This window comes from Pararhodospirillum oryzae, from assembly GCF_007992075.1.
Lineage (GTDB): Bacteria > Pseudomonadota > Alphaproteobacteria > Rhodospirillales > Rhodospirillaceae > Pararhodospirillum > Pararhodospirillum oryzae.
This window is the reverse complement of record NZ_BJZO01000017.1, coordinates 1-24,871: the sequence shown is the minus strand read 5'-3', so window position 1 is coordinate 24,871 and position 24,871 is coordinate 1. Positions and strand designations below refer to the sequence as shown.

At 68.6% G+C, this 24,871-nt stretch carries 25 protein-coding genes; 11 read left to right on the top strand and 14 right to left on the bottom strand.

The features are described from left to right. Positions 1–487: 487 nt before the first annotated feature. The gene (locus ROR02_RS16550; protein ID WP_170244963.1) at positions 488–661 is read left to right on the top strand and encodes a hypothetical protein; all 174 of its coding nucleotides are present in this window, start codon (positions 488–490) and stop codon (positions 659–661) included. A 135-nt stretch (positions 662–796) separates the two neighbouring features. On the opposite strand, the gene holA is transcribed toward ROR02_RS16550, so the two are convergent. The 5 genes from holA to ROR02_RS04750 all read right to left on the bottom strand — a co-directional run bounded on the left by holA (position 797) and on the right by ROR02_RS04750 (position 6,535). Continuing rightward, on the bottom strand, positions 797–1,834 hold the full coding sequence (holA, locus tag ROR02_RS04770) for a DNA polymerase III subunit delta (protein WP_147162872.1): 1,038 nt from the start codon (positions 1,832–1,834) through the stop codon (positions 797–799). Between the two features lie 20 nt (positions 1,835–1,854). Further along, positions 1,855–2,424, bottom strand: a complete 570-nt coding sequence (locus ROR02_RS04765; protein ID WP_147162871.1) for a twin-arginine translocation pathway signal protein — start codon at positions 2,422–2,424, stop codon at positions 1,855–1,857. 62 nt (positions 2,425–2,486) lie between these two features. Beyond that, the gene (leuS, locus tag ROR02_RS04760; RefSeq protein ID WP_147162870.1) at positions 2,487–5,075 is read right to left on the bottom strand and encodes a leucine--tRNA ligase; all 2,589 of its coding nucleotides are present in this window, start codon (positions 5,073–5,075) and stop codon (positions 2,487–2,489) included. A 79-nt stretch (positions 5,076–5,154) separates the two neighbouring features. Then, positions 5,155–5,673 carry a DUF3576 domain-containing protein gene (locus ROR02_RS04755; RefSeq protein WP_246135401.1) on the bottom strand — a complete coding sequence of 173 codons (519 nt, stop codon included), beginning with the start codon at positions 5,671–5,673 and terminating at the stop codon, positions 5,155–5,157. Positions 5,674–5,848: 175 nt separating this feature from the next. Then, positions 5,849–6,535, bottom strand: a complete 687-nt coding sequence (locus tag ROR02_RS04750) for a thiamine phosphate synthase (protein WP_246135400.1) — start codon at positions 6,533–6,535, stop codon at positions 5,849–5,851. Positions 6,536–6,619: 84 nt separating this feature from the next. Here ROR02_RS04750 and ROR02_RS04745 point away from each other — a divergent pair, with 84 nt between their 5' ends. Next, positions 6,620–7,333: a YggS family pyridoxal phosphate-dependent enzyme gene (locus ROR02_RS04745; protein WP_147162868.1), complete on the top strand. Its 714-nt coding sequence runs from the start codon at positions 6,620–6,622 to the stop codon at positions 7,331–7,333. 17 nt (positions 7,334–7,350) lie between these two features. Here ROR02_RS04745 and ROR02_RS04740 read toward each other — a convergent pair whose 3' ends face one another. From ROR02_RS04740 to ribA, 3 genes are all read right to left on the bottom strand, one after another. Then, positions 7,351–7,914: a L,D-transpeptidase family protein gene (locus tag ROR02_RS04740; protein WP_147162867.1), complete on the bottom strand. Its 564-nt coding sequence runs from the start codon at positions 7,912–7,914 to the stop codon at positions 7,351–7,353. 153 nt (positions 7,915–8,067) lie between these two features. Beyond that, positions 8,068–9,789 carry a hypothetical protein gene (locus ROR02_RS04735; protein WP_147162866.1) on the bottom strand — a complete coding sequence of 574 codons (1,722 nt, stop codon included), beginning with the start codon at positions 9,787–9,789 and terminating at the stop codon, positions 8,068–8,070. A 233-nt stretch (positions 9,790–10,022) separates the two neighbouring features. Then, positions 10,023–11,150 carry a GTP cyclohydrolase II gene (gene ribA, locus ROR02_RS04730; RefSeq protein WP_147162889.1) on the bottom strand — a complete coding sequence of 376 codons (1,128 nt, stop codon included), beginning with the start codon at positions 11,148–11,150 and terminating at the stop codon, positions 10,023–10,025. A gap of 186 nt (positions 11,151–11,336) precedes the next feature. Here ribA and ROR02_RS04725 point away from each other — a divergent pair, with 186 nt between their 5' ends. The 6 genes from ROR02_RS04725 (at position 11,337) to ROR02_RS04700 (ending at position 18,123) form a co-directional block, all read left to right on the top strand. Then, positions 11,337–12,128, top strand: coding sequence for a winged helix-turn-helix domain-containing protein (locus tag ROR02_RS04725; protein ID WP_147162865.1), 792 nt, complete (start codon positions 11,337–11,339; stop codon positions 12,126–12,128). A 336-nt stretch (positions 12,129–12,464) separates the two neighbouring features. Continuing rightward, complete coding sequence (purH, locus tag ROR02_RS04720; RefSeq protein WP_147162864.1) at positions 12,465–14,045, top strand: bifunctional phosphoribosylaminoimidazolecarboxamide formyltransferase/IMP cyclohydrolase; 1,581 nt, start codon at positions 12,465–12,467, stop codon at positions 14,043–14,045. Between the two features lie 243 nt (positions 14,046–14,288). Beyond that, positions 14,289–16,196: an acetoacetate--CoA ligase gene (locus ROR02_RS04715; protein ID WP_246135404.1), complete on the top strand. Its 1,908-nt coding sequence runs from the start codon at positions 14,289–14,291 to the stop codon at positions 16,194–16,196. A gap of 35 nt (positions 16,197–16,231) precedes the next feature. After that, on the top strand, positions 16,232–17,089 hold the full coding sequence (locus ROR02_RS04710; RefSeq protein WP_147162863.1) for a hypothetical protein: 858 nt from the start codon (positions 16,232–16,234) through the stop codon (positions 17,087–17,089). Between the two features lie 159 nt (positions 17,090–17,248). Beyond that, positions 17,249–17,566 carry a DUF4258 domain-containing protein gene (locus tag ROR02_RS04705; RefSeq protein WP_147162862.1) on the top strand — a complete coding sequence of 106 codons (318 nt, stop codon included), beginning with the start codon at positions 17,249–17,251 and terminating at the stop codon, positions 17,564–17,566. A gap of 50 nt (positions 17,567–17,616) precedes the next feature. After that, complete coding sequence (locus tag ROR02_RS04700) at positions 17,617–18,123, top strand: helix-turn-helix domain-containing protein (RefSeq protein ID WP_147162861.1); 507 nt, start codon at positions 17,617–17,619, stop codon at positions 18,121–18,123. A gap of 116 nt (positions 18,124–18,239) precedes the next feature. On the opposite strand, the gene ROR02_RS04695 is transcribed toward ROR02_RS04700, so the two are convergent. The 6 genes from ROR02_RS04695 to hisB all read right to left on the bottom strand — a co-directional run bounded on the left by ROR02_RS04695 (position 18,240) and on the right by hisB (position 22,106). Beyond that, positions 18,240–18,608, bottom strand: a complete 369-nt coding sequence (locus ROR02_RS04695; protein WP_147162860.1) for a histidine triad nucleotide-binding protein — start codon at positions 18,606–18,608, stop codon at positions 18,240–18,242. Positions 18,609–18,643: 35 nt separating this feature from the next. Then, positions 18,644–18,985 (bottom strand): phosphoribosyl-ATP diphosphatase, encoded by a 342-nt coding sequence (locus ROR02_RS04690; protein ID WP_147162859.1) that lies wholly within the window; start codon positions 18,983–18,985, stop codon positions 18,644–18,646. 25 nt (positions 18,986–19,010) lie between these two features. Next, the gene (gene hisF / locus ROR02_RS04685) at positions 19,011–19,772 is read right to left on the bottom strand and encodes an imidazole glycerol phosphate synthase subunit HisF (protein ID WP_147162858.1); all 762 of its coding nucleotides are present in this window, start codon (positions 19,770–19,772) and stop codon (positions 19,011–19,013) included. Between the two features lie 33 nt (positions 19,773–19,805). Continuing rightward, the gene (gene hisA / locus ROR02_RS04680) at positions 19,806–20,531 is read right to left on the bottom strand and encodes a 1-(5-phosphoribosyl)-5-[(5-phosphoribosylamino)methylideneamino]imidazole-4-carboxamide isomerase (RefSeq protein ID WP_147162857.1); all 726 of its coding nucleotides are present in this window, start codon (positions 20,529–20,531) and stop codon (positions 19,806–19,808) included. 28 nt (positions 20,532–20,559) lie between these two features. Next, positions 20,560–21,216 (bottom strand): imidazole glycerol phosphate synthase subunit HisH, encoded by a 657-nt coding sequence (gene hisH, locus ROR02_RS04675; RefSeq protein ID WP_147162856.1) that lies wholly within the window; start codon positions 21,214–21,216, stop codon positions 20,560–20,562. Positions 21,217–21,470: 254 nt separating this feature from the next. Continuing rightward, a complete protein-coding gene (hisB, locus tag ROR02_RS04670; protein WP_147162855.1) occupies positions 21,471–22,106 on the bottom strand; it encodes an imidazoleglycerol-phosphate dehydratase HisB in 636 nt (211 codons plus the stop codon). 204 nt (positions 22,107–22,310) lie between these two features. On the opposite strand from hisB, the gene ROR02_RS04665 reads away from it, so the two are divergent. From ROR02_RS04665 to hslU, 3 genes are all read left to right on the top strand, one after another. Further along, positions 22,311–22,748: a helix-turn-helix domain-containing protein gene (locus ROR02_RS04665; protein WP_170244962.1), complete on the top strand. Its 438-nt coding sequence runs from the start codon at positions 22,311–22,313 to the stop codon at positions 22,746–22,748. Positions 22,749–22,962: 214 nt separating this feature from the next. Beyond that, entirely contained in the window at positions 22,963–23,523 is a 561-nt protein-coding gene (gene hslV / locus ROR02_RS04660) for an ATP-dependent protease subunit HslV (protein ID WP_147162853.1), read from the top strand. After that, on the top strand, positions 23,520–24,830 hold the full coding sequence (hslU, locus tag ROR02_RS04655) for an ATP-dependent protease ATPase subunit HslU (protein WP_147162852.1): 1,311 nt from the start codon (positions 23,520–23,522) through the stop codon (positions 24,828–24,830). The genes hslV and hslU overlap by 4 nt, the downstream gene beginning before the upstream one ends. The last annotated feature ends 41 nt before the right edge of the window (positions 24,831–24,871 follow it).

Here is a 24,871-nt window from a genome sequence, read left to right as displayed (position 1 = left end):
CTTGCGGCGGGTGGCCGGCCTGATCCAAGGATCATGCGCCGGGAATGAAAACGACCGTTGCCAGCCCACGCTCCAAGCCGTGTTCCCTGCGCGGAGAATGCGGAAGCAGCGGGCCCCTTGTCAAACCTTAAACGCCGTGGGGTCATCTTGAAGCGCAACATCATGATGTGACACATGAAAATGTCCAGCGCATCCATTTGCAAACAAAGATTAATGCCAGGTCTACAGAGACTCGGATACCGCCCCGCCCCGTGGAGTCGAATGGGACAAACCGTTAACGTCCGTCCGCCGGTCGACGGGACGCCCCGCTTGTTTTGTTGCGACGCGACAAGGAAAGAGAGCGACAAGGCGCCCCTCGCCGTCTCTTGACATCACGCCTGGGTTCAAGCCCTTCTGGCGAAGGCGGGGAATGGGGCCGGCGGGCCCTGTTCAAAAGGACGGAAGGGGGGACCTCGCCAGGACCCCACACCAACAAGGGCGCACGGTCATGCAAGTCATTGGCTTTTTCATTTTGCTGGGCTGCTTCGTGTGGGCGGGGACCAACGTCGTGGTCTGCCGTACCATTTCCTCGTTCGCGAAGGCGTTGTGGCTGGCGCTGCTTCTGGTGCCCGGGGTCGGGTTCATCACCTGGTTTTTCATCGGCCCCCGCGCCTCGATCTAGCCGGGAGCGCCTGAAGGGGCCCTCCCTCGGGCCCCTTGCCTTATTCCCTTGCCCCCTTCTTGTCTACTAGAGTCTGCCCACTTCAGGGGGGAGCGGACACAACGCGCTGCCCGCCTTGCCCGGGCACCCTCTCGCTCATCGCCGCCGGGGCCGCGAGGCCTGGGCGGCCCGGGTCAGGCGCAGCACCAGGCGTTCCAGGGTGGAGCGTTCCACCACGCCGCTGGATTTCAGGTCGATTTCGGCTTCCAGGATCAACTCCAGCGCCTGCGCGAGGCGCGCCACCGGCCACGCCGAGGCCTGGGCCCGGAAGCGGGCACTGGCGGTGAAGATCACCGGCGGCTTCAGCGTGGCCATCGCCTGTTCCAAGGATCGGCCCTCGGCGACCAGTCCCGCCACCTGATGCAGGCGCATGAAATGGCGGGCCAGGGCGCGAACCAGGGCCACGGCCGCCGTGCCCTCGCGGCGCTGGCGATCAAGCACCCGCAGCGCCCGCGCCGCCTCGCCCTCGGCCACCGCGTGGACCAGATCGTCCATCTCCAGGCGGGCGGTGTCGCCCACCGAGGCCTGGGCATCGGCCAGTTCCACCCGGTCCTTGCGCCCGCAATAGGTGATCAGCTTGTCGATTTCCGAGCGGGTCAGCGCCCGATCGCCCCCCAGCTGATCGGTCAGGAACCCCATGACCTCCGAATCCGCCGCCAGCCCCGCCGCCGCCAGCATGTCGCGGATCACGGTTTCCAGGGTCCGGCCTTCGTCGGCGTAGCAGGGCAGGGCGGCGGCGATCGGGCTGCCCTCGAACAGCACCCGCAAGCTGGAGCGCGCCCCCAGCGTGCCCCCTTGCACCAAAACCAGGGCCTCGCCCATCGGGTGTTCCAAGAAGGGCTTGAGCCGCGAGGCGTGCGCGTCGCCCACGTCGCGCACCCGCACCACCCGCCGCCCCCCGGTCATCGACAGGGCCGCCGCCTCGTCGGCCAGACGGGCGGGATCGCGGGTCAGGTCGTCGCCGGTCAGCTCGCACACCCGAAACGGGTCGCCCGGGTCGTCCACCACGGTGCGCAGCAGACGATCGAGGCGTTCGCGCACCAGCCCTTCGTCGGCGCCATACACCAGCACCGCCCGTACCTTGGGGTCGGGCGTTTTCAAAAAGGTCTGAATCAAGGCGCCGGTCAGCTTCATGGGCCGTTTCCGGGCACGCCCTAGCCGCGCCGGGTGGGGCCGCCCACCTCGACGAAATAGGCGGCGATCCGGGTGTAAATCTGATCGGCCAGGGAATGCGCCACCCGGTCGTCGAGATCGCGCACCGCCACCCGGTCGGCGAACGGGGAATCCAGGCGGTCAAACGACGACCACGCCGATTCCGTCCCAAACACCAGATCGCGCGGCGCCTCGGCCCCTTCCTGGTTCAAGGCGCGCAGCGTGAAGGTGGCGTTGGCGGTCAGGGTCTGGTGGGTGATCTTGCCGGCCAGGTTGATCCCGCTGCCCGTGAGCGCGCGGCGCACCGAAATCGCCAGGCCAAACGCCGGCCGGTCGGGCAACCCCATTCGGTCGAGCAGGGCATTGCGCAGCGCCTGGGCCAGCCGGGTGTCGTCGTCGCCCCCCGATTCAACCCGGTGAACGTAGATCAGGCCCAGAAGGGCCGGGACCGACGCGGTCCCCCCCGGACCCGGCCGGTCGGCCAGGGCCGAGCGAAAACCGCATCCGGCCAGGCCAAGGGCCCCCAGGGCCAGGGAAACGCCAGCACGGCGACGGGACAGCACGGGCGACACCGGTCAGGCCTCCTGGTTGGAACAAGGGGAAAGGGCCGGACCCCGGGGCCCGGCCCTTTGCCTTAGACAATAATGTTGATGATCCGGTTGGGAACCAGGATCACCTTGCGCACCGGCTTGTCGCCCACCTGCGCGATCACCGTTGGCAGGGCCAGGGCCGCCGCCCGGGCCTGATCCTCCGGCGCATCCACGGGAAGGTCAACACTGCCGCGCCGCTTGCCACACACCTGGACCACCACCGTGATCACGTCGTCGCGCAAGGCCTCCTCGGACCATTGCGGCCACGGCGTGGTCGCCAGCACGGTGTCGTGGCCCAGCAGCCGCCACACTTCTTCCGCGATGTGCGGAATCATGGGCGCGGCCAGACGCACCACCGTTTCCAGGGCGAAGCGCACCACCGGGCCCGCGTCCGGGGTGGCCGGATCAAGGGCGGCAAGGGCGTTGGTCAGCTCGCGCACGCGGGCGACCGCGTTGTTGAAGCGGAACTTCTCCAGGTCCTCGGTGACCCCGGCCATGGTCTTGTGCGCCTGACGGCGCAAGGCCTCGGCCGCCGGCGACAAGGTGTCGGGCAGGGGAGCCCCCGCCGGCCCCAGATCCACGGGCGGCTGGGTGGCGAGGCGCCACAGGCGGGCAATGTAGCGCGACGCGCCATCAATGCCCGCGTCCGACCAGTCCATGTCCCGTTCGGGCGGGCAGTCGGAGAGCATGAACAGCCGCGCGGCGTCGGCGCCATGGGATTCCAAGGTGGCGGTGGGATCGACCACGTTCATCTTGGACTTCGACATCTTTTCCGAGCGGCCCACCGTGACCGGTGCCCCGTCCCTGGCCCGGACCACCAGCCCGTCGGCGGTGCGGGTGATGTCGTCGGGCCCCATCCAACCGCCATCGGGCGCGCGGTAGGTTTCATGGCAGATCATGCCCTGGGTAAACAGGCCGGCAAAAGGCTCGGCCAGGCCCAGATAGCCGCACTCCCGCAAGGCCCGGGTGAAGAAGCGCGAGTACAAAAGGTGCAACACCGCGTGTTCGACGCCGCCCACGTACTGATCCACCGGCAGCCAGTAGTCCACGGCCGCGCGATCGAAGGCCACGTCGTCGGTCTGGGGCGAGCAGAAGCGCGCGAAATACCACGAGCTTTCAAAGAACGTGTCGAAGGTGTCGGTTTCGCGCCGGGCCGGGCGGCCGCACACCGGACAGTTCACATGCTTCCAGGTGGGATGATGATCCAGCGGGTTGCCGGGCTTGTCGAAGGTCACGTCGTCGGGCAGTTGCACCGGCAACTGATCCTCGGGCACCGGCACGATGCCGCAGTGATCGCAATGGATCATGGGGATCGGGCAGCCCCAGTAGCGCTGGCGCGACACGCCCCAGTCGCGCAGGCGGAACTGCACCACGCCCTCGCCCAGGCCCAGCTCGGCGATGCGCGCGATCGCCGCCGCCTTGGCCTCGGCCACCGACAAGCCGTTCAGGAATTCCGAGCGGATGGCCACGCCGTCGCCCGTGAACGCCTCGGTGCTCTGGTCCTGCCGGGCGGCGAAGGCTTCGGCGTCCTCGCCCACCGGGGCCACCACCGTGGTCACGGCCAGGCCATACTTGCGCGCGAAATCCATGTCGCGCTGATCATGGGCCGGACAGCCGAAGATCGCCCCGGTGCCGTATTCCATCAGCACGAAGTTGGCCACGTACACGGGCAAGGTCGCATCGGCCACGAAGGGATGACGCACCCGCAAGCCGGTGTCGTAGCCCTTCTTCTCGGCGGTTTCGATGTCGGCTTCGCTGGTGCCCATGCGGCCGCATTCGGCAATGAACTCGGCCAGGGCGCCGTCGGTTGCCGCCAGTTCGCTCGCCAGGGGATGATTGGCCGAAATGGCGCAGAACGAGGCGCCAAACAGCGTGTCGGGCCGGGTGGTGAACACCTCAAGGCTGTCGTCGCGCCCGACCAGGGGGAAGCGCACCCGCGCCCCTTCCGAACGCCCGATCCAGTTGGTTTGCATCAGGCGCACCTTGTCCGGCCAGCGGTCCAAGGTGGCGATGGAGTCGAGCAGATCCTGGGCGTAGGCGGTGATGCGCAAGAACCATTGCGACAGCTTGCGCCGCTCGACCGGCGCGCCCGAGCGCCAGCCCTTGCCGTCGATCACCTGTTCGTTGGCCAGCACGGTGTGTTCCACCGGGTCCCAGTTGACCCAGGACTCCTTGCGGTAGGCCAGGCCGGCCTTCACGAAGTCCAGGAACATCTTCTGTTCGTGCTTGTAGTAGGCGGGTTCGCAGGTGCTGACCTCGCGGTCCCAGTCGATGGACAGACCCATCGGCCGGAACTGGTCGCGCATCACGGCGATGTTGCGCCGGGTCCACTCTCCCGGATGGACGCCCCGCTGGATGGCGGCATTCTCGGCCGGCAGGCCAAAGGCGTCCCAGCCCATGGGATGCAGGACATTGAAACCCTGGGCCCGCTTGAAGCGGGCCACCACGTCCCCCAGCGTGTAGTTGCGCACGTGGCCCATGTGGATGCGCCCCGACGGATAGGGGAACATTTCCAGGACGTAGTACTTGGGCCGGGCGGGATCGACGACGGCCTTGAAGCAGCCGGCTTCGGTCCAGACGCGTTGCCAGTGGGCTTCGGTTTCCCTGAAGGAGTAGCGGTCCTCGGACGCCATTCTAAGGGGTGCCTTCCTTAATACGTCGGGGAAGGGGAAGAAGGCGGGCGGCCCCCCCGTTCGAACCGCCGCCCGGGGGTCACTTTTCCAGCACGGCCAGGCGCAGCTGCCGCGCCCGGGTGAGGATGATGTTTTCCATGTCGGAGGCCATGCGCGCGTTGACCGGCGCCTCGGTCCAGGTGCCCCGGGCGTCGCGGGTCTGGCGGAACACCGCCACCTTGATGCCATCGGCGCGCAGGCCCTTGCCCAGAATGTACACATTGGCCTTGAAGCGCTCGTCGGGCGCGCCGGGCGGGGAATACCAGTCCGACAGGATCACGCCGCCAAACGGATCGGCCGAGGTCAGGGGCATGAAGGCAATGGTGTCGAGCGACGCCCGCCACAGGAAGCTGTTCACGCCCACGCCGGTGGCGCCGGCGTCTTCCTTGCTTTTGTCGTCGCCCAGCAGGCTCAGCCCGCCCGGACCAAACAGGCCCTTGCGCTCGGGCGGATTGGCGGGATCGACCATGACCCGCTGGCCGGTGCTGCGATCGGTTTCGGGATAGACCGCCTTCGAGCCCTCGCAGGCCGTGAGCGTCAGGGCCAGGAGACCCGCCATTCCCGCCACTCCCGCCCGAAAGCGACGGGAGGACGCAAGACCACTTTTAAGATGGGACATGGGTGAGCCTACCCTACCAGCCTGTCTATGGACGACGCGCGGAGACCGCCCGGCATGCCGGGCCCCGCTATGGGAGGCCAACCATACCGGGGGCTGTCAAGATTTTCCATCCCCGTCACGCGCGCTCCCCCTCGGCCCAGCCCTCGATCGCCGCCACCCCGCCCAGGGCGCCCGGGGGCAGGCGCCGGGCGGTGCGTGTGTTCACGCCCCCAAGAGCCATCACGCGCGGCCCGGGCCGCTTCCTTCCCCCCGCCGCCAGCAACGCCGCGCGCAGCGGCCCCAGGCCCGGCGCCCCGGGATGGCTTCGGGTTGGAAACACCGGCGAGAGCATCACCACCGACGCTTTCAAGGCTCGCGCCCGGGCGAGGCCCGCCGCCCCGTGCGCCGCGCAGCACAGGATCCGGCCGGCCCCGGCCCGACGCCACAACAAGACCCGCGCCAGGGGAACCCGGCGCGCCACCCCCTCGGGCAGGTGCACCCCGTCCAGGCCCCGGGGCAGGGGGGGCCACGGCCCGCTCGCCGCCAGCGCCACCCGCAGGCCCAGGCGCCGCGCCCGCCGCCCGAGCCGGACCGCGAGCGCCACGCCCTCGGCGGCTGGCAGGCCATGGGCGCGCACCACCACCAGGCCCCCCCGGGGCAGGGCATCCAGGCACGCGGTCGGATCGGGGAGCCGCCTGGGGTCGCTCAGCAGCACCGCCGCCACGGGCCGGCCCTGCGCGGCCCCCGGGGTCCTCCTGGCCGACCCCTTGCCCCGCAGCGCACGCGCCAGGCGCCGGGCCTGGGACGCAAGACTTGCGATCACGCCCGGGTCCTCCTACTCCTGGGGATCCCCTTTCCGTGGTCCTTGGTGCCCGCCCCGCCGGACCCCTGCCTGGACTTTGCCGTCATGACCCATCCCGACTCCTCTTCCCTGCCCGACTCCTCTTCCCTGGTCGACGCGGCCCAACGCCTGAGCGAGGCCCGCGCCGCCCTGGCCGATGCCTGCCGCGCGGTCGAACGCGATCCGGCCGGCGTGACCCTGGTCGCCGTCAGCAAGACCCAGCCCGCCGAGGCCCTGATCCCCGCCCTGGAAGCCGGGCAGCGGGTGTTCGGCGAAAACCGGGTGCAGGAAGCCGCCACCAAGTGGCCCGCCCTGCGCGAGCGCTTTCCCGATATCCAGTTGCGCCTGATCGGGCCCTTGCAAACCAACAAGGTCCGCGAGGCCGTGGCCCTGTTCGACGCCATCGACAGCGTGGACCGTCCGCGCCTTGCCGAGGCCCTGGCCGCCGAGATGGCCCGCCAGGGCAGGATCCTGCCCGTTCTGATCCAGGTCAACACCGGCGAGGAACCGCAAAAGGCCGGAATCCCGCCCCGCGAGGCCGACGATTTCCTGCGCCAGGCCCGGGAAACCTGGGGCCTGCGGGTGGAAGGGCTGATGTGCGTGCCCCCGGTGGACGAGGAGCCGGCCCCGCACTTCGCCCTGCTGCGCGAAATCGCCCGACGCCACGACCTGCCGGTGCTCAGCATGGGCATGAGCGCCGATTTCCCCGTGGCCATCACCTTTGGCGCCACCCACGTGCGCCTGGGCACCGCCTTGTTTGGCAGCCGCCCCAAGCCCTGAACGCCTCCTTGCTTCCCTCAGGCGCCGGCCCGGATCTCCAGCACCGTGGCCGGCCCGCACACGGCGAGGAGGGCGCGCAGGTCGGCCAGGGCCAGGGCCACGCACCCGGCGGTGGGGCGCCCCCCGGGGTCGGCGACGTGCAAGAACACGGCACTGCCGGCTCCCGGCACCACGGGATCGTCGTTGTGGCCCAGCACCACCCCCAGGTCATAAAGGCCATCGTCGCGCCACATCGATTCCGCGCTGGCCGGGTAGGGGAGCGTGACCTCGCGGTTATAGGCCGGGTCGGCGGGATCGTCGCACCAGCCCAGGGTGGGCGTCAGGGCCCGTACCGGCAGCCCCGTGAGCGGCGCCGTTTCCCGGTCCGGGCGATAGAACACCCAGCGCAGGGCAAACACCCCCGCCGGGGTGGCCCCGTCGCCTTCAACCTTGTCCTGCTTCACGCCCGATCGCCCCAACCGCGCCGGGGCCGTCCAGGTCCCCGCCCGAAGGTTTCCGTCGGGGGTGACCACGATCCGCGCGACCGGTGGCCGCGCGCCGGCGGGATTTTCATCCGCACCCGGAATATTCCAGACCGACATCACCCCCCCTCAAGGACACGTGGCTTTTGTTCCGACATGGGATCGAACAAGCGGCCCGCCGTCGGCGGACGTGCGCCCATGCCCAATCCGGACGATGGCCGGGATCCCATTCGTTCTCTTTCATGGATCGGAAAGAGGCAAGAGGCCGGCTATTCAGGCATTGATGCGGGTTCCGCCCAGGGGGATCGCGCCGCGTGCCTTTTCGTATTTTTCCAGGTTCCGAAGCATCCGCTCCATGTACCAACCCTGATCGTTGGTTCCGGTGGCTTCGGGCGTGGACGGCGCCGGGGCTTCGCCCAAGGGGGAGGGCGACGCGTCCGGAGCGGGGGACGCCTGTTCCCCGGAGGCGGCGCTGGCGGGTGCCGGAGCCGGAGCGGAGTCGGCCGGCATGGCCTCCTCGACCGGTGGCGTCGAGACGCGGGCCGTTTCCTCTCCCCCCACGGCGGGCAACGGCGCGAGCGGGGCACCGGCCGGAAGGGCAGCGCGCTGGGCCAGCGCCGGCTGGCGCGCCTCGGTGCGGGCAGCGGCCTGGAAGGTGCCGGTGGACGACGACGCGGGCGGCGCCATGAAGCCCGACGGAGCCGAGGCCACGGTCATGGTCTGCAAGGCATTCTCGCCCAAAGGCACGGTCGCCGGATCCACGGCGGGTTCCGGGGTCGCGGCCGCCCCGGCATGGTCCAGGCGCATTTCCAGGAGCTGGCGCGCGGTCATGCCATCGGTGAGGCCCGAGGGCGCCGACGAGGGCGCCGGGGCGGCGGCGGCCAGTTGCGGCGCGGCCGAAGCGGAAGACAACGAAGCGCCCGACGAAGCGCCCGACGAAGCGGAAGACGCCGCCGAAGCGCCCGGGGGCACCGACGGCAGCGGCCGCCCGCCCAGGTTATGGACCACCGGCCCGGTGCGGCCGGCCCGGCTCTGGTAATCGGACAGGCTCATTCCCTGCGCCCCCTGGGCATGGGCAGCCCGGGAAGCATGGGAAGCGGACGAGGGCAGGGCGTGCGAGGCGGCGGCCGTGCTGGCGTGGGCGGCTTCGCCGGAAGCCGGTGCCGGCACGGTGGCCGAGGCCAGTTGCGGGGCCAGGCCCGAGCCCTGGCCCGCCGACAGGGCGGCCAGGGTCGCCCCCGTGCTTTCCTGGGTGGCCTGGGCCAGGGCATCGTAGCCCAAGGGCGCGACAGAGGGGGCGGAGCCCGAGGCCCGGGCCTGCTGCTGCGGTATGATCACATCGATCTGGGGCGGCGGGCCGCCCGTTCCACTACCCGAAGCCGGGGCAGGGGAGGCCGCCGCCGGAGCCACCCCCGGCGGCGTGAGGGCGTCGTAGCCCAGCGGGGGATTGACCGGGTCAACGCCCCGGGCCACCACGGCGGCCGTTCCGGCGGCACCCGGGGCACCGCCCCCCGCGCCGGCGGCGCTGGCCGCGCCCCCCTGGGCCCACGCCGCCGTCAACAGATTGACCGGCCCCGAGGAGGCCGCCGGCGACGCGGCCGGTTGTCCGGCGGAGGCGGTGGCCTGGGGTTTGTCGTCCTCGCCAATCACGGCCGCGATCAGATGGTCGCCCAGGTCCTCGCCCGTGGCTTTTTCCGCCACGACGTTGATGGCCGCGCCCGCCAGCCCGAACGGACCGCCAAACAGGAATCCCCCGGCCAGACGCGGGCCGGATTTCAGCTCGTCGCCGGTCAGGTGACGGTAAACATTGCCCACCAGGGGGATGTGTTGCAGGGGATTGACGACATCAAGCAAATCCCAAAACGACAGATCGCTCAGGAAATCGTCGTTGATGACCTTGTCGCCTTCGATCCGATAGCCATCGGTGGAGGCGGCCGACGGGGAAGCGGCCGACGCAGTGGAAGCCGGGAGGGCGGCGGAAGTGTCGACGGCCATGGGAGTCCCTCGTGCGGGTAAGGACGGGCAGGGAGGGTGCCGGACGGTCACGAAGCGTGAGAGTCACCAGGAATCATAATCAAAAACCGTGCCAACGCCAACAGCCAAGGCCGGACAACCCCTTGGCCAGACTCCGCTTTCCGGGAACGGGGGGGATCGCCCCCCAAGCGGAACTTTCTGCCCGGTGCCCCGGAATCGGCTGCCCGGTCCGCCTATCCTGGACCCGAAGGCGTTCAGAAAAGATGACCGCCGCGCCGGGCCTTGGTTTCCAGATAGCGCCGGTTATGGGGATTGGGCGCGTAGATGTGCGGCACCCGTTCCACCACATCAACCCCATGGCGCGACAGCGCTTCCACCTTCAAGGGATTGTTGGTCAGCAGCCGGACCTGGGTGATGCCCAGCTGCGACAAGATGCGCGCCGCCGGCAGGTAAATGCGCTCGTCGTCGTCGAAGCCCAGCTGCCCGTTGGCGTCCAGGGTATCGAACCCCTGGTCTTGCAACTGATAGGCCCGCAGCTTGTTGACCAGGCCAATCCCCCGGCCTTCCTGGGCCAGGTAGAGCAGCACGCCGCTGCCCTGGGCGGCGATGGCCTCGATCGCGCCGCGCAGCTGGTCGCCGCAGTCACAGCGCAGCGACCCCAGCAGGTCCCCCGTGAAACATTCGGAGTGCAGGCGGGCCAGCACCGGCCGCGACGGGTCCAAGGTGCCCACCACGATGGCCACGTGCTCGGTGCCGCCATCGGCGGGCCGGAAGGCCAGGATCCGGGTATCCTCGGCGCCGGCCAGGGGCACCCGCGCCTCGCCCACCTGGCGCAGCGAGCGCGCCGCCGCCAGCTGGTATTCGGCCACGTCGGCACCCTCGACCGCCAGCGGACGCCCGTCGCCCAGCCGGTCCCAGGCCACCGGGCAGATCACGGCGGCGGGCAACAGGCGGGCCAGCTTGGCCAGCAGCACGGCAGCCCCGGCCGCCGAGTCGGCCGGCAGCGGCTCGACACTGGCGAGGGCGGGCAGGGGGCCTTCCAGGTCCAGGCACGGGTCGGCCAGGCGGGCAATCCGGGCGCGATCGGGCGCGGTGGCCAGGGTCACGGCCACCGCCAGCGGCGGCTGGTCGGGGCCGATCAGCCCCAGCACGGCGGCCCGTCGCCCGGTCAGCACCACGCGCACGGGCTCCCCGGTTCCCAGCGCGGCCAGGGCCGCCAGGGCCGCGTCGCTGATCGACTCGGCCGGAACCATGGCCACGGCGGTGGGTTCAAGGGCGGGGTTGGCCCCGCGCACCAGCACGGGCACCCCCAGCCGGGTCTCGGCCAGCGCGCGCGCCACCCGGAACAGCAAGGCGCCGTCGCGGGCCTCGTCGGCGGTCATCGCTCCAGGCACGGCGGAAAAGGGAAGGTCGGTCAGGGAAAAAGGCGCGTCGGTCACAGGGTCAATCCAGCGGGTCCGGGAGATCAGGGCGACGTCGGCACAGGCCGGGCCGCTCTCCTGATACCAAAGAAAGAACGGGGATGATATTCCTGTCGGGCGCGGATCCGAAAGGGGAGAGTCTCATTCATGTCGTCGGGAAAGGCCCTGCTGCTGATCGGTGCCGATGCCTTGCTGCGCGGGGCGCTGGCCGAGTCGCTGCGCGCGGGGGGATCGTTCGCGGTTGTCCACGAGGCCGCCTCGGCCGCCGAAGCCCTTCTGCCTCCCTCGGACGAAGCCCTGGAGGCCCCCTCCCCCGACCGGACCGGACCCGGTCCCTGGCCACCTGGTCCCTGGCCGCCCGGCTTCGTGGTGCCCGACCTGGTCGTCATCGACGCAACCGCGCCCGACCCCACGGGCCGCGCCACCCTGGCCGCCCTGCGCGAGGCCGGGATGCGGGCCCCCGCCCTGCGCCTGGTCGCGCCCGGAACCGTCTCCCCTGACGACGCCCTCCCCGCCGACGCCCCCGAGGAGGGCGAGGTCATGACCAAGCCGGTCCGCCTGGCCGAGCTGCTGGCGCGGCTTGCCGCCTTGCGCCCGTGCGCGCCGGCGCGGACCTCCCCCCCCCTGCCCGTGGGCGCGTTCTGGTTTCACCCCGACGAGCGGATGCTGATCGGGCGCGCCGACGGCGCCCGGATCCGCCTGACCGACAAGGAAAGCGCCCTGCTTGCCGCCTTGTGCCGCCATGGCGACACGGGCGCGAGCCGGGAAGCCCTGCTTCACGAGGTATGGGATTATGGCAGCGCGGTGGATACCCATACCCTGGAAACCCACGTCTACCGCCTGCGCCGCAAGCTCGATCCCGACCCGGCCCAGGAGTCGGTCCTGCTCACAACCGAGGGCGGCTATCGACTGAGCGTCAGCCCTGCCTTGCCGGTTTGATGAACCGATGGTACTCTAGGGAAGCTTTCTGCTTGCTTCGGGCCGTTTTCGCGATCGCGCCCCGAAGCCATGTCCTTCAAAAGGGAGCCCCCCTTTTCGAATCGCGAACACGCCCACCCCGGAACGATCACACTCATCCTCTTGGTTCATCCGAAACCGGGCGCGCGGTCGGGTTCCTTCCCTGACCCCCCGGGTTCCCCCCGCCCCCGGCGACTCCACGCGGATCGACGCGTCCGTCGGCGGGTGGCATTTCCATTCCGCCTGCCCTGCCCCGCGCGCCGTGCGGGAGGGCGGGCCCTTTTCGCCCCTGGCCTTCTGCTTCGAGGAATCCCGCCCGTGTCGCATCCCCTTCCCGTTCGCCGTGCCCTGATCAGCGTTTCCGACAAGACGGGCCTGGTCCCCTTCGCCCGCTTCCTGGCCGAACGGGGTGTCGAGCTTCTTTCCACCGGCGGCAGCGCCCGCGCCCTGATGGAGGCGGGCCTTGCGGTCACCGAGGTCGCCGACTACACCGGCTCGCCCGAAATGCTCGACGGGCGGGTCAAGACCCTGCACCCGCGCATCCATGGCGGCATCCTGGGCATTCGCGACAACCCCGACCACCAGCAGGCGATGGAGGAACACGCCATTCCCCCCATCGACCTGGTGGTGGTCAACCTCTACCCGTTCGAGGCCACGGTGGCGCGCGGCGCCGGCTTTGACGAATGCGTGGAAAACATCGACATCGGCGGCCCGTCGCTGATCCGGGGCGCGGCCAAGAACCACGCCTTCGTGACCGTCATCACCGACCCCGAGGACTACGAGCCGGTCATGGCCGCGATGCGCGCCAACGACGGCGCCACCACCCCCGACCTGCGCCGCTCGCTCGCGGCGGCTGCCTTTGCCCGCTGCGGCGCCTATGACGGCGCCATCTCGCGCTGGTTCCAAGAGCGCATCGGCGAGGAAAACCCCCGTCACATCGTCTTCGCCGGCCGCCTGCGCCAGTCGCTGCGCTACGGCGAGAACCCCCACCAGAAGGCCGGCTTCTATGCCCACGGCATCACCCGCCCGGGCGTGGCCAACGCCCGCCAGGTGCAGGGCAAGGAACTGTCGTACAACAACATCAACGACACCGACGCCGCGTTCGAGCTGGTGTGCGAAATCACCGAGCCGGCGGTGGCCATCATCAAGCACGCGAACCCCTGCGGCGTGGCCCGCGCGGGGTCGATCGTCGATGCCTACAAGGCCGCCCTCGCCTGTGATCCGGTCAGCGCCTTTGGCGGCATCGTCGCCGTGAACCGCCGCCTGGACCGCGTGTCCGCCGAGGCGATCACCGGCATCTTCACCGAAGTGGTGATCGCGCCCGACGCCGATGACGACGCCCTGGCCGTGTTCGCCGCCAAGAAGAACCTGCGCTTGCTGCTCACCGGCGTGACCGCCGATCCCACCACCCCCGAGCTGACCGTGCGTTCGGTGGCCGGCGGCTTCCTGGTGCAAGACCGCGACGCCGCCGACCTGCTGGCCGCCGACCTCAAGGTCGTCACCCGCCGCGCCCCCAATGAACGGGAAATGGCCGACCTTTTGTTCGCCTTCAAGGTGTGCAAGCATGTCAAGTCCAACGCCATCGTCTACGTGCGCGACGGCGCCACCGTGGGCATCGGCGCCGGCCAGATGAGCCGGGTGGACAGCGCGCGCATCGCCTCGTGGAAGGCCGAGGAAGCGGCCGCCGCCGCCGGCCAGGCCGTGCCCGCCACCCAGGGCTCGGTCGTGGCCTCCGATGCCTTCTTCCCCTTCGCCGACGGTCTGCTGGCCGCCGCGCGGGCCGGCGCCACCGCCGTGATTCAGCCCGGTGGCAGCGTGCGCGACGACGAGGTCATCCGCGCCGCCGACGAGGCCGGCCTGGCCATGGTCTTCACCGGCCTGCGCCACTTCCGCCACTAACAGCGGCTTCGGGCAAACCGAAGAAAGACCAGCGGCGCGTCCTTGAACGCGCCCCCGAACGCCCGGAGCCCCGCGCCCCGGGCGTTTTCCTTGGTGCCTTTCCCTGGCTTGCGGCAGGGCGGTTGCGAGCGCACACTTGCCGGCGAGGTGTGCTTCAAGACCACCCACAGGGAGAAAAAAGCCGTGTCCGAAGACGTTCAACCCTTGTGGCGCCCGTCCCCGCAGCGGGTCGCCGCCGCCCAGATGACCGCCTTTCGCCACCAGATCGCCGAGCAATACCAATCCCCCCTGCCCCACTACGATGCCCTTTGGCAGTGGTCGATCGACCATCCGGCCGAATTCTGGTCGGCCGTGTGGGATTTTTGCGGCGTGATCGGCTCCAGGGGCGAAGGCCCGGTGGTCGATGACTCCACCCGCCTGCCCGGCGCGCGCTGGTTCGCCGGGGCCTCGCTCAACATGGCCGAAACCCTGCTTGGCCCCGGGCGCGACCCCGAGGCCGACGCCCTCGTTTTCCGGGCCGAGGACAAGGTGCGCCGACGCCTGAGCCACAAGGCGTTGCGCGACCAGGTGAGCCTGGTGGCCCAGGCCCTGGCCCGGGCCGGGGTGGGCCCCGGCGACCGGGTGGCCGGCCTGCTGCCCAATATGCCCGAGGCCGTGATCGGCTTCCTGGCCACCGCCAGCCTGGGCGCCGTGTGGTCATCGGCTTCGCCCGACTTTGGCGTGCAAGGCGTGCTCGACCGCTTCGGCCAGATCGAACCCAAGGTTCTGTTCTCGGTGGATGGCTATTTCTACAACGGCAAGGTCCACCCCTGCGACGCCAAGGTAAACGACATCGCCGCCGCCCTGCCCTCGCTGACGGCCGTGGTGCGCATCCCCTACGCCGGCGCGGGCCCCGAAACGCCCAAGGATCCCCGCACCGTGAGCTGGGACGCCTTCCTGGCCGGCCTTGATCCCGCGCCCCTGGCCTTCACCCGCGTGCCCTTCGACCACCCCCTGGTGATCATGTACAGCAGCGGCACCACCGGGGTGCCCAAGTGCATCGTGCACGGCCACGGCGGCACCTTGCTGCAACAGCTGAAGGAACACATCCTGCACTGCGACACCCGCCCCGGCGACATGGTTTTCTACTATACGACCTGCGGCTGGATGATGTGGAACTGGCTGGTCGCGGCCCTGGGGGCGGGGGCAACCTTGATGCTGTACGACGGCTCGCCCTTCGCCCCCGATGGCAACGTGCTGTGGGACTACGCCCAGGAGGAAGGGTGCTCGTTTTTTGGCACCTCGGCCAAGTGGCTGGATGCCCAGCGCAAGCAGGGCCTGCGCCCCATCGACACCCACGACCTGGGGCGGCTGCGGGTGATTGCCTCGACCGGCTCGCCCCTGGTGCCCGAGGGCTTTGAATACGTCTACGAGGCCATCAAGGCCGACGTTCACCTGGCCTCGATCTCGGGCGGCACCGATATCCTGTCGTGCTTCATGCTGGGGAGCCCGATTGATCCGGTCCATGCCGGCGAGATCCAGAAACGCGGCCTGGGCATGGCGGTGGCGGTGTTCGACGACGACGGAAAACCGCTCACCGCGACCAAGGGCGAACTGGTGTGCACCCGCGCCTTTCCCAGCGCCCCCATCGGGTTTTGGAACGATCCCGACGGCCGGCGCTACCACGCGGCCTATTTCGAGCGCTTTCCCGGCGTGTGGACGCATGGCGACTGGGTGGAACTGACGCCGCGCGGTGGCATCATCGTGTACGGGCGCTCGGACGCCACCTTGAACCCGGGGGGCGTGCGCATCGGCACCGCCGAGATTTACCGCCAGGTGGAAACCCTGGCCGAAATCCGCGAGGCCATCGTGGTTGGTCAGGAATGGGACGGCGACGTGCGCGTGCTCCTGTTCGTGGTGCTGACCGAGGGTCACGTCCTGGACGACGCCCTGGAAGGCCGCATCAAGGGCCGCATCCGCGAAAACTGCACCCCGCGCCACGTGCCCGCCCGGGTCTTGCAGGTTCACGACATCCCGCGCACCAAATCGAATAAAATCGTGGAGCTGGCGGTGCGCGATGTCATCCACGGCCGAGCGGTGCGCAACAAGGAGGCCCTGGCCAACCCCGAGGCCCTCGACGAGTTCATGAACCGCCCCGAGCTGCGCGCCTGATCCGTCTCGCCTTCAGATAAAAGGACACCGTGCCCATGCGCTCCCCCCGATTCCGACCCGATGGCGCCCCTTGCTCCGGCCGGCTTCTGGTTGGGGGGAGCGTGCTGGCGCTGACCCTGGGGGCCTCGGCCCTCGGGACCCTGGCCCTCGGGACCCTGGCCCTCGGGACCCCGGCCTGGGCGCAGCAAAGCGGATCGGGCCCCCGCCTGCTGAACCCCTCCGCGACCTCGGGCACCACCGGCACCACGCCCGCCTTGATCCCCTCGGCCGCCGGGGCCGGCGCGCTTCCGGTTTCCCCCACCGGTCCCGCCGTGCCCGGCACCCCCGCCCTGCCCTCGGCCTCTCCCGCCCCCCCGACCACTCCGGCCGCGCCCCAGGGGGCGGAAATGCTCGTTCTCACCTTGCCTCCGGGCTGGGAAATCCTGAACAGCAGCACCGGCGACACCTACCGGCGCGCCGTCTTCGTGCCCGAGGGACAATCGGGCCAGAACTGGAAGGACATGGTGGTGGTGACCATGGCGCGCGGCGCCGGCACGCCGTCGCTGCAAGAAGCCCATCAGCGCACGACCAAGGATTACGAAACCAGCTGCCGCGCCCACACGGCCACGCCGCCCCAAACCAACGTCACCGACGGCATCGGCCGCGCCTTCTGGACCATGGGATGCCACCGGCGCAGGGATGTGGACCTGGGGGAAGCGTCGTTCTTTTTGTACGTGCTGGGGCGGCAGGGCTCCTACATGGTGCAACGCATCTGGCGCACCTCGCCCTTTGGCAACGAAGGCCCCCCCATCACGACCACCGACCGCGACACCGCCGTGGGCCTGCTCAAGGGCGTTCGCCTGTGCGATCCCACCCAGGGCGCCGCCGCCTGCCTGCAAGGCCCCGGAAGCTGAGGAGAGGCACGGGCGGGACCAAATTTCTTGACTCTCGATCAAGATCGTTGACATCTTGACGAAGCTAAGCCAGCGGAAATGTTCTCTTCCATCCACATTTTGCATTGATGATGGATCAATTCATCAGGCTTCCTCGATCGTCAACGAAGGAGCGGGAACATGGCACGCCGGAACGTCCCCACCCCGATCTTTCCGGCACACACGAAGCGTCTTCACGCTCTGGTTTCTGCCCATGATTGCGGATTCAAGTACACCTTCCACGCGCTTGAGGAGATGACGAAAGCCGACATCCTTCGAAACGACGTAGAGTATGTATTGCGGCGCGCCACGGTTCAAAAGGTAGAGCAAAACCAATTCGAGGAAACGTGGAACTGCGTTGGTTCCGACATGGATGAACGGCGCCTTGAAATCGTTGTTGTCGCTTACGAACGAGAGATCAAAATAAAAATCATCACGGCTTGGGTGCGAAGACCATGAAGAAAGGCATCGTGCGAGCTTGTTGCGGATGCGGCGCTCCCCCCCCACGCGTGGAAATCCTGCCCGAATATCAGGAAACCATGGGGGGCATGATTGTTGTCATCAAAAACGCCGTCATTCGGGAAGTCTGCGAAGCGTGCGGAGAAACAACCTTTGAAATGCCCGATAGCCCGGGATTGGCAAAGGCCGTGGCGTTGGTCCGTGCTCTGAATCCCTTGCAGCTTTCCGGCAAGGATGTTCGGTTCATCCGCAAGGCCCTGGAAATGAACGGACGGCAATTCGCCGAGGCCATGGAAGTCACGCCCGAGACCATTTCCCGCTGGGAGCAGGGGGAAAAGGGGATTGGGGGCTATTCCGAAAAGCTGTTAAGGCACAATGTGTGCGCCCTGCTTCACAAGGCCGTGCCCACGCTGCGCTACGACCAGGCAGACATTGTGCGGATGAAAATCATCAAATCCGATGACGCTCCCCTCCCCCGAGTCGTTTTCGAGCGGGTGGTGGTGCGCGATCGAACGGAAGACGAAGGGATTCGGGGCTGGGACAAGGCCGCCGCGTGACCCGGAACCACCGTTCGGGATCTCGGATGAAAACAGGTCGGAGCGCCCGGACCCATCGTCCTCCCACGGCGCTCCGATGCCCATATCGGCCCGGCCCAAAACGGCACGAAGGCCGCTCACGCCTCGGCGGGCGGGACCATGCGGCCCAGGCGACGGCCGGCGAACAGGTGGATGTGCAGGTGGGGCACTTCCTGGTGGCCGTTGACGCCGATGTTCGACAACACCCGGAACCCGTCTTCCACCACGCCCAACTGCTTGGCCACCACATCCACCGCACGCACCAGAGCCGCGATTTCCGTATCCGAACCCCGGGCCGCGAAGTCGTTCCAATCGGTGTAAGGCCCCTTGGGGATCACCAGCACATGCACCGGGGCTTGCGGGTTGATGTCGTGGAAGGCCAGGGTGTGCTCGTCCTCGTACACCTTGCGACACGGGATTTCGCCCCGCAGGATGCGCGCGAAAATGTTGTTGTCGTCATAGGCCATGGCAGACTCTCCGAAGTCGCGGGGAAACAAACCTCTCAGCCCTTGCGGGCGGCCTTTTCATCAATGCCCGAGGTGCCAAAGCGGCGCGCCAGCTCGGCCCACACCGACGCGGGCTCTACCCCGGTGTCGGCCCACAGCACCATCAGGTGATAGAGCAGGTCGGCGCTTTCCGAGACCACATGATCGGGTCCCTCGGCCAGGGCGGCGGCGGCCACCTCGAACGCCTCTTCCCCCATCTTGTTGCAGATCTTGACGCGCCCCTTGGCGAACAGCCGCGCGGTGTACGACTGATCGGGATCAACCCCGCGCCGGCTGGCGATCACGGCGTACAGGGCTTCAATGATCTCGGGCCCGGGAACGGCGGCGGACTGGCTCATGGCAACGCTTCCAAGATGAAGGGGATCAGGTCAGGCGCATGGGAATGCCGGCCGCCGCCATGTGGGCCTTGGCCTGGGCAATGGTGAAGGTGCCGAAGTGGAAAATGGACGCGGCCAGCACCCCGGTCGCGTGACCCTCGCGCACCCCTTCCACGAGATGGTCCAAGGTGCCCACCCCCCCGGAGGCGATCACCGGCACCGGCACCGCGTCGGCGATGGCCCGGGTCAGGGGCAGGTTGAAGCCCTCTCCCGTGCCGTCGCGGTCCATCGAGGTCAGCAGGATTTCCCCCGCGCCCAGCGACACCATGCGCTGGGCCCAGGCCACGGCATCAATGCCGGTGGGCCGGCGCCCGCCGTGGGTGAAGATCTCGAAGCGACCGGGCCCCACCGCCTTGGCGTCGATCGCCACCACGATGCACTGGTTGCCGAACTTGCGCGCCGCCTCGCCCACGAACTCGGGATTGTGCACGGCCGCCGTGTTGATCGACACCTTGTCGGCCCCGGCCAGCAGCAGCTTGCGAATGTCCTCGATCGTGCGCACGCCACCGCCCACGGTCAGGGGCATGAAGCACTGCTCGGCGGTGCGCGCCACCACGTCGAACAGCGTGTCGCGGTTTTCGTGGCTGGCGGTGATATCCAGGAAACACAGCTCGTCGGCGCCGGCAGCGTCGTAAAGGCGGGCCTGCTCCACCGGGTCGCCGGCGTCGCGCAGGTCAACGAAATTGATCCCCTTGACCACCCGGCCGTCCTTGACGTCGAGGCAGGGAATGATGCGCATGGTCAGCATCCGCCAACCCCCTTTCTCACTCGAAGATCCCGATCACGCCGCGAGCGCCGCCAGCGCGGCGGCCAGATCCAGGCGTCCGTCATACAAGGCGCGGCCGCTGATCGCCCCTTCGATGCCCCGATGGGCCTGGGCCTTGACCGCCAGCAGGTCCTCCAGGCACGACACGCCCCCCGACACGATGACCGGGGTGCTCACCTGCTCGGCCAGGGCCGCCGACGCCTCGACGTTGGGGCCCCCCATGGCGCCATCGCGGTCGATGTCGGTGTGGATCAGGGCGGCCACGCCCGCGTCCTCGAAACGCCGGGCCAGCTCCAGGGCGCTGACCGTGCTGGTTTCCGCCCAGCCTTCCACCGCCACCATGCCGTCGCGGGCATCGATGCCCACCGCGACCCGCCCGGGATGACGCCGGCAGGCCTCGCGCACCAGCTCGGGATCGCGCAGGGCCACCGTGCCCAGGATGACCCGGCGCACGCCCAGATCAAGCCAGTGGTCGATGGTCGCATGGTCGCGAATGCCGCCCCCCAGTTGCACCGGCACGCTGACCGCCGCCAGGATGGCCTTGACCGCGTCGGCGTTCACCGGGCGGCCGGCGAAGGCGCCGTTGAGGTCAACCACGTGGAGCCAGCGGCATCCGGCATCGGTGAAGCGCCGGGCCTGGGCGGCCGGGTCGACGCCGAACACCGTGGCCTTGTCCATGTCGCCCTTGAGCAGGCGCACGCATTGACCGTCCTTCAGGTCGATGGCCGGAAACAAGATCATCGGGCAATCCGTGAGTGGGCCGGGGGCGTCAGGGCGCCCAGCGCAGGAAGTTGGTGAGCAGGCGCAGGCCGGCGGCCTGGCTTTTTTCGGGGTGGAACTGGGTCCCCACCAGGGTATCGCGGCCAACCACGGCACTGAGCGGCGCGCCATAGGACACGGCCGCCAGCCGGTGGGCCGGGGTGTCGGGCACCAGGTGATAACTGTGGACGAAATACACGTGGGTGCCCGGGTCCAGGCCATCGAGCACCGGGTGCGCGCCGGCCTCGAAGTCCAGGGCATTCCATCCCATGTGCGGCACGCGCAAGGGCGGCTCGCCGGCACCTGCGGCGGGATCGATGGCCCGCACCTCGCCCGGGATCCAGTCCAGGCCGGGGTGGTTGCCATGTTCCAGGCCGCGCGTGGCCAGCAGCTGCATGCCCACGCAAATCCCCAGGAACGGGCGGGCACGGTCGTGCACGGCAACGCCCAGGGTTTCGATCATGTCGGGCAGCGCTTCCAGGCCGCGCCGGCAATCGGCGAAGGCACCCACGCCGGGCAGGACGAGGCGGTCGGCCTGGGCCGCGACCCGGGCATCGGGCGTCACCCGGACGTCGGCCGAAAGGCCCGCGTCGCGCGCCGCCCGCTCGATCGCCTTGGCGGCCGAGCGCAGGTTGCCGGAACCGTAGTCAATGATCGCAACCAGCATGGCGATCCTCGATGGGAGAAGACAAACACGAAAAAGACAACCGTCGCCAGGGCCAGGCGGTGCCCCCGTGCCACGGGGTCCCCCGGGCCTGGCCGGGGCGATCATAGCATCCGCGCGGCGGCGGCTGTCGAGCGGCAATCACATGAACCGCCGCTGTCGAGCGGCAATCACATGAACCGCCGCCGTCGAGCGGCAATCACATGAACCGCCGCCGTCGGGCGGAACTCACCACAACCACCGCCGTCGGGCGGCACTCACGGCGCGGGCGGGGATCCGATCATCCCCGGCGCGCTGCCCAGGCTGTCGAGCACGCCCTTTGTCGAGGGAATGGCGTCGGCGCGGCGGGGATCAATCGCCCACGCCTCGCGCAACGCGCGCGCCAGCCCCTTGAAACACGACTCCGCGATATGGTGATTGTTTTCCCCATAATGGTTTGCAACGTGCAAGGTCACTCCCGCGGTTTGCGAAAATGCCTGGAACCATTCCTTGATCACCTCGGTCGCCAGATCGCCCAGGCGCTCCTTGCTAAAGTCTACCTTCCAGATCAGATAGGGGCGGTTCGACAGGTCAAGCGCGACCTGGGTCAAGGCTTCATCCATGGGGATTAAAGCCGACCCATAGCGTTGGATTCCCTGGCGATTGCCCAGGGCCTGCGACACCGCCTGACCGAGCGCCAGGCCTATATCTTCGGTCGTATGATGATCATCGACCTGGATATCCCCCTTCGCGTGCACAGATAAGTCCATAAGGCTATGGCGCGAGAGTTGCTCTAGCATGTGATCAAGGAAACCGATACCGGTCGCGATCGTGGAGCGCCCCGTGCCATCCAGGTCAACCGAGACGGTGATTTCGGTTTCCCGGGTCAGCCGTGTGACGGTGGCCGTTCTCATTCCGTGCAACCTCCTTGAATGTGCGCTTTATAAGTGTATACTGGGGAGGAGGACGGGTGAAACAACGCCCTCATCGCACCTTGGCCGGTTAAAACGCTGGAGTCGTGGGCCCGGACACGCTACGGTTTCAGGACCGGGTCCATATGGATAAACCCGCATAGATCATGGGGCAAGAACGTGAGAAGGTCAAAAAACGAAGAGGTCATGGGAGACGGTGTCAACAAGTCGCCCGACCCCGTGGACGTGCATGTCGGCCGGCGTCTGCGCTTGCGGCGCACCCTGCTGGGGATGAGCCAGGAGCAGCTTGCCAACGCGGTGGGCGTGACGTTCCAGCAGATCCAGAAGTATGAACGGGGATCCAACCGGGTCAGCGCCAGCCGTCTCTACGATATCTCGAAGGTCCTTGGCGTGCCTGTCGCCTTTTTCTTCGAGGATATTGGCGAGGATGTGACGTCGGTGCGCAAGGCCCCGGTGGTCCCCGACCTGACCGGGCTGGCCGAGCCGGCCATCCCCGCCTACGAGCAAGATCCCCTCCAGAAGAACGAAACCCTGGAGTTGATCCGCGCCTACTGGCGCCTGCCCACCGAGCATGTGCGCAAGCGCGCCCTTGACTTGCTCAAAAGCCTGTCCGGACGGGAATGAGATCGGCCGGGTAGGTGCGGGCCGGCCTTGCCTCCGGTTCGCGCCGCCCGCGCCGCCCACCCCTTCCCGCCGGCCCCAGGCGCGCCCGCCCGAACGCCCTCCCCGGGGCGTTGCGCCTGCCGGCCGTTTCTCCTCCCGACGTCGCCCAGGCCTGGGGCGAGCCGTGCGCCGTCCATTTTCCTTCTCGCCCCTCCCGCGTGGAAAGAGGCCCTTCATGAGTGTTTCCCCGCCCGACTCCTCCGCCCCCTGGCATGGAACCACCATCCTTGCCGTTCGCCGGAAGGGCGAGGTGGTCATTGCCGGCGATGGCCAGGTCACGTTCGGCAACACGGTGATGAAAGCCACGGCGCGCAAGGTGCGCCCGCTGGCCGATGGCACGGTCATCGCGGGTTTCGCCGGCGCCACCGCCGACGCCTTCACCTTGTTTGAACGCCTGGAAGCCAAGCTGGAACAACACCCCGGCCAGCTTACCCGCGCGTGCGTCGAAATGGCCAAGGACTGGCGCACCGACCGCTACCTGCGCCGCCTGGAAGCCATGATGGCCGTGGCCGACAAGAATATTTCCCTTGTGCTGACCGGCACCGGCGATGTCCTGGAGCCCGACGACGGCCTGATTGGCATCGGATCCGGTGGCGCCTACGCCCTGGCCGCCGCCCGCGCCCTGTCGGGTCCCGATCTCGACCTGGACGCCGAGACCATTGCCCGGCGGTCCATGGCCATTGCCGCCGACATCTGCATCTACACCAACACCTCCTTGACCCTGGAACGCCTATGACCGCTTTCAGCCCCCGCGAAATCGTCTCTGAACTGGACCGCTACATCGTCGGTCAGCGCGACGCCAAGCGGGCCGTCGCCGTGGCCCTGCGCAACCGCTGGCGGCGCCAGCAGTTGCCCGACCCCCTGCGCGACGAGGTCCTGCCCAAGAACATTTTGATGATCGGGCCCACCGGTGTCGGCAAGACCGAGATCGCGCGACGCCTGGCCAAGCTGGCCCAGGCCCCGTTCATCAAGGTCGAGGCCACCAAGTTCACCGAAGTTGGGTATGTTGGCCGCGATGTCGAAAGCATCATTCGCGATCTGGTCGAAGTGGCCATCGGCCATGAACGCGACCGTCAGCGCAAGATGGTCACCGCCAAGGCCGAATTGAACGCCGAGGAACGGGTGCTTGATGCCCTGGTCGGCACCGGGGCCTCCAGCGAAACCCGCCAGAAGTTCCGCAAGAAGCTGCGCGAAGGCGAGCTGAACGACCGCGAGATCGAGGTTCAGGTCCAGGATAGCTCGGGCCTGTCCCTGCCCACCATGGATATCCCCGGCATGCCCGGGGCGCAGATGGGCATGGTCAACCTGGGCGACATGCTGGGCAAGGCCTTTGGCGGACGCACCCGCACGCGCCGCCTCAGCGTGGCCGAAAGCCACGATGTTTTGGTGCGCGAGGAAGCCGACAAGCTGCTGGACCAGGACCAGGTGGTGGCCCAGGCCCTGATCGCGGTGGAAAACAACGGCATCGTCTTCCTGGATGAAATGGACAAGATCGCCGGCTCGACCGAACGCCGGGGCGCCGATGTCAGCCGCGAAGGGGTGCAGCGCGACCTGCTGCCCCTGATCGAGGGCACCTCGGTGACCACCAAGTACGGCCCGGTCAAAACCGACCATATCCTGTTCATCGCCTCGGGCGCGTTTCACATCAGCAAGCCGTCCGACCTGCTGCCCGAGCTTCAGGGCCGCCTGCCGATCCGCGTTGAACTGAAGGCGCTGTCGGCCGAGGACTTCACCCGCATCCTCACCGAGCCCGAGGCCAGCTTGCTCAAGCAGTACAAGGCCCTGCTCGCGACCGAGGACGTGACCTTGGAATTCCCCGACGAAACCGTGGAAGCCATTGCCGCCATCGCGACCGAAATCAACCGCGCGGTGGAGAATATCGGCGCCCGGCGCCTGCACACGGTGCTCGAACGCCTGCTGGAAGAAATCAGCTTCACGGCCACCGACCGCGCCGGCGAAACCGTGGTCGTCACCCCCGAGATGGTTCGCGAGCGCGTGGGCGAGCTGGCGGCCAAGGCCGACCTGTCGCGGTTCATTTTGTAGGGAATGGAAGTCTGGGGAGGCCGGACCTCCCCAGACCCCGC

Coding starts and splice junctions, on each gene's coding strand:
- ribA (WP_147162889.1), bottom strand. CDS start 11,150: ATGACCGCCGACGAGGCCCGCGACGGCGCCTTGCTGTTCCGGGTGGCG.
- hisB (WP_147162855.1), bottom strand. CDS start 22,106: ATGAGAACGGCCACCGTCACACGGCTGACCCGGGAAACCGAAATCACC.
- ROR02_RS04705 (WP_147162862.1), top strand. CDS start 17,249: ATGGCACGCCGGAACGTCCCCACCCCGATCTTTCCGGCACACACGAAG.
- ROR02_RS04710 (WP_147162863.1), top strand. CDS start 16,232: ATGCGCTCCCCCCGATTCCGACCCGATGGCGCCCCTTGCTCCGGCCGG.
- ROR02_RS04695 (WP_147162860.1), bottom strand. CDS start 18,608: ATGGCCTATGACGACAACAACATTTTCGCGCGCATCCTGCGGGGCGAA.
- leuS (WP_147162870.1), bottom strand. CDS start 5,075: ATGGCGTCCGAGGACCGCTACTCCTTCAGGGAAACCGAAGCCCACTGG.
- hisA (WP_147162857.1), bottom strand. CDS start 20,531: ATGATCTTGTTTCCGGCCATCGACCTGAAGGACGGTCAATGCGTGCGC.
- ROR02_RS04725 (WP_147162865.1), top strand. CDS start 11,337: ATGTCGTCGGGAAAGGCCCTGCTGCTGATCGGTGCCGATGCCTTGCTG.
- ROR02_RS16550 (WP_170244963.1), top strand. CDS start 488: ATGCAAGTCATTGGCTTTTTCATTTTGCTGGGCTGCTTCGTGTGGGCG.
- hslU (WP_147162852.1), top strand. CDS start 23,520: ATGACCGCTTTCAGCCCCCGCGAAATCGTCTCTGAACTGGACCGCTAC.
- ROR02_RS04665 (WP_170244962.1), top strand. CDS start 22,311: ATGGGAGACGGTGTCAACAAGTCGCCCGACCCCGTGGACGTGCATGTC.
- ROR02_RS04735 (WP_147162866.1), bottom strand. CDS start 9,789: ATGGCCGTCGACACTTCCGCCGCCCTCCCGGCTTCCACTGCGTCGGCC.
- holA (WP_147162872.1), bottom strand. CDS start 1,834: ATGAAGCTGACCGGCGCCTTGATTCAGACCTTTTTGAAAACGCCCGAC.
- ROR02_RS04740 (WP_147162867.1), bottom strand. CDS start 7,914: ATGTCGGTCTGGAATATTCCGGGTGCGGATGAAAATCCCGCCGGCGCG.
- ROR02_RS04690 (WP_147162859.1), bottom strand. CDS start 18,985: ATGAGCCAGTCCGCCGCCGTTCCCGGGCCCGAGATCATTGAAGCCCTG.
- hisF (WP_147162858.1), bottom strand. CDS start 19,772: ATGCTGACCATGCGCATCATTCCCTGCCTCGACGTCAAGGACGGCCGG.
- ROR02_RS04745 (WP_147162868.1), top strand. CDS start 6,620: ATGACCCATCCCGACTCCTCTTCCCTGCCCGACTCCTCTTCCCTGGTC.
- hslV (WP_147162853.1), top strand. CDS start 22,963: ATGAGTGTTTCCCCGCCCGACTCCTCCGCCCCCTGGCATGGAACCACC.
- ROR02_RS04715 (WP_246135404.1), top strand. CDS start 14,289: ATGACCGCCTTTCGCCACCAGATCGCCGAGCAATACCAATCCCCCCTG.
- ROR02_RS04755 (WP_246135401.1), bottom strand. CDS start 5,673: ATGGCGGGTCTCCTGGCCCTGACGCTCACGGCCTGCGAGGGCTCGAAG.
- hisH (WP_147162856.1), bottom strand. CDS start 21,216: ATGCTGGTTGCGATCATTGACTACGGTTCCGGCAACCTGCGCTCGGCC.